2 protein-coding genes and 2 pseudogenes are annotated in these 1,857 nt (G+C 70.4%); 3 read left to right on the top strand and 1 reads right to left on the bottom strand.

What is annotated here, in order from left to right:
- Positions 1-210: pseudogene (locus AOZ49_RS33675) on the bottom strand (hypothetical protein); the annotation flags it as partial.
- A 180-nt stretch (positions 211-390) separates the two neighbouring features.
- On the opposite strand from AOZ49_RS33675, the gene AOZ49_RS24000 reads away from it, so the two are divergent.
- From AOZ49_RS24000 to AOZ49_RS33070, 3 genes and pseudogenes are all read left to right on the top strand, one after another.
- Positions 391-939: a DUF3455 domain-containing protein gene (locus AOZ49_RS24000; RefSeq protein WP_054478150.1), complete on the top strand. Its 549-nt coding sequence runs from the start codon at positions 391-393 to the stop codon at positions 937-939.
- A 98-nt stretch (positions 940-1,037) separates the two neighbouring features.
- Entirely contained in the window at positions 1,038-1,607 is a 570-nt protein-coding gene (locus tag AOZ49_RS23995) for a sigma-70 family RNA polymerase sigma factor (protein ID WP_054429732.1), read from the top strand.
- Positions 1,604-1,857: pseudogene (locus AOZ49_RS33070) on the top strand (RNA polymerase subunit sigma-70); the annotation flags it as partial. The gene AOZ49_RS23995 and the pseudogene AOZ49_RS33070, both read left to right, overlap by 4 nt.

Here is a 1,857-nt window from a genome sequence, read left to right as displayed (position 1 = left end):
CCCCTGCTGATCGACCCCGGGCTTGGCCCACAGGGCGTACAGCGGCGGCGGGGGCTGCATCGGCCGGACATTGATGCAGGCGCTCAAGCCGAGGCACAGCAACGCCGCCAGCGGGCGCAACAGGCGCGCGCGATCACTCGCGGCGCCGCGCCGGCCGGCGGCCAACGGCGTGGCGCGCCCGGCGTTCAGTGTTGGTGTAGGTGTAGGCATGGACAAGCGGCGTTATTCGGACCCAATTCTATATAGCGCCGCCAGGCAATGCCATTCGGGTCAAAAAAAGAAAATAATCTCCTCGGCCTGCATCCAATAACGGCTCTCGCGTGTAGTACCTGCAACGGCGCACATTCCGTGCGCCGTACCCGCAGATTCCTCTTCCGCAGGAGACCGCTCATGACGACTCGCCCCTTCCCCGCCACCGGCCATTTCGCTGCCGCCCTGCTGGCCGCTTGCGGCCTGCTGCAAGCCGCCCCGGCCATGGCGGCATCGCAAGACGCCCTGCCCGCCGCCGTCCAGGTACCCGCCGGCCACAAAGTGGCCTGGGAAACCGTGGGCACGGGCGACATCACTTATGAATGCCGCGCCAAGGCCGACGCCAAGGACCAGCTGGAATGGGTGTTCGCCGGCCCGAAGGCGGTCCTGAAGGACCGCCAGGGCAAGCAGGTCGGCACCTACTACGGCCCGCCCGCCACCTGGGAGGCCGCGGACGGCTCCAAGCTGACCGGTACGCAAGTCGCCGTGGCGCCGGCCGGCGCGGGCAACCTGCCCTATCAATTGGTCAAGGCCAATCCCGCCGTGGGCGCCGGCGCCCTGACTGGCGTCGCCTACATCCAGCGCACGGCGCTCAAGGGCGGCGTGGCGCCCCAGACGCCGTGCACCACGGCCGGCCAGCGCAGTCGGGTGTCCTACCAGGCCGACTACCTCTTCTGGAAGGCGGACTGACACCCAGCGGGCGGCGGCGGGAGTCCGGTAACATGCCTGCATCCGCCGCCGCCCGGCCCTTGCCCGGGTCCACGCCCACCGCCACTGCCCCCGCCTGCATGCCGAACCGACCTGTTCCGGATTTCGATTACGAAGCGGCCCTCGCGCAGTGCGCCGCGGGGCGCCGCACGGCGCTGGAAGCGCTGTATCGCCAAGAAGGGCCGCGGTTGCTGGGCGTGGCCCAGCGCATCGTGCGCGACCGCGCCCGGGCCGAGGACATCGTGCACGACGCCTTCGTCAATATCTGGAACCGGGCTGACAGCTTCGACGCCGCGCGCGGCTCGGCCCGCGGCTGGCTCTATCGCGTGGCCCGCAACCTGGCGCTGAACGCCGTGCGGGACGAGCGCCACGAAACCGCGGTGGACGACGATACCGCCGCCGCGCTGGATGCTCGCGACGCGATCGACGCCTGGCATGACACCCGCGACGCTTTCGACTGGCGCGACAGCGCCGGCCGTATCGGCCCCTGCCTGGAACAACTGGAGCCCGTGCGCCGCAACTGCGTGCTGCATGCCTACGTCGAAGGCCTGTCGCACAGCGAAATCGCACAGCGCCTGGGCGCGCCGCTGGGCACCGTCAAAGCCTGGATCAAGCGCAGCCTGAAAGCGCTGAAGGAATGCCTGGCATGAGCGCCTTGCCTGACACCCCCGACGGCCTGGACGAATTGGCCGGCGAATACGTGCTGGGCACCTTGCCCGGCGCGCGCCGCCGCGACGTCGAGGCCCGGCTGCCGCACGATGCCGCGCTGCGCGCCGCCGTCGACCGCTGGGAAGAGCGCCTGCTGCCACTGACGGATCTGGCCGCGCCGGTCGAGCCGTCGCCCGGGCTGTGGCCGCGCATCGAGACAACGCTGTATCGCCAACACGCTGCCCGCCAGGC

The sequence above is a fragment of the Achromobacter sp. 2789STDY5608615 genome (genome assembly GCF_001298995.1).
Classification (GTDB): Bacteria; Pseudomonadota; Gammaproteobacteria; order Burkholderiales; family Burkholderiaceae_B; genus Achromobacter; species Achromobacter insuavis.
The sequence above is the reverse complement of the archived record's forward strand: the minus strand, read 5'-3'. Positions and strand labels throughout refer to the sequence as shown.

What these genes read in the sequence shown, in the direction of transcription:
- AOZ49_RS24000 (WP_054478150.1), top strand. Translation starts at nt 391, where the DNA reads ATGACGACTCGCCCCTTCCCCGCCACCGGCCATTTCGCTGCCGCCCTG.
- AOZ49_RS23995 (WP_054429732.1), top strand. Translation starts at nt 1,038, where the DNA reads ATGCCGAACCGACCTGTTCCGGATTTCGATTACGAAGCGGCCCTCGCG.